This window comes from Streptomyces sp. DH37, assembly GCF_029813835.1.
In the GTDB taxonomy this organism is placed as follows: Bacteria; Actinomycetota; Actinomycetes; order Streptomycetales; family Streptomycetaceae; genus Streptomyces.
On the sequence record NZ_JARVKV010000228.1, the window covers coordinates 1 to 404 of the forward strand.

Below are 404 nucleotides of genomic sequence, written 5' to 3' on the forward strand. Positions count from 1 at the left end.
CTTGGTCTCCGCCGCGGCGGCGGCCTGCGACCGGCGGCGCGAGCCCGGCTTGCCCCCAGGCCCGTCCGGCGTGGTCACGGCCTTCGGCTTCTCCGCCGCGGAGCGCGTGGCGGTCTCACCCCGGCGGCCGCGGGCGTCGAGCTCCACGGCGCGGCCCTCCTCGATCAGCTTGCGGGCCTGCTCGTCGTCGTCGAGGTAGTACTCGTGGTGCGCGTCCAGAACGACGCGGGTGCGCGGCGCCACCTTGATGACGGTGGGCTTGAGGACCAGGACCCTGGTGGTCATCTGCCTCTCCTTTCCGGTCCGGGCCCCGGCCCCCGGGCGCAGGGGCGCTCGCGGGCCGGGACGGGTGAGCGAGGGATCAGAGCCTGTACCAGGCGCACGCCTTGGGGCGGCTGACGGCG

General features: G+C 75.7%; 1 protein-coding gene. It reads right to left on the reverse strand.

What is annotated here, in order from left to right; all coding sequences use genetic code 11:
- A partial coding sequence (locus QC029_RS30795) for a hypothetical protein (RefSeq protein WP_279559128.1) occupies nt 1-285 on the reverse strand: 285 nt, incomplete at its 3' end.
- Nucleotides 286-404 lie beyond the last annotated feature (119 nt).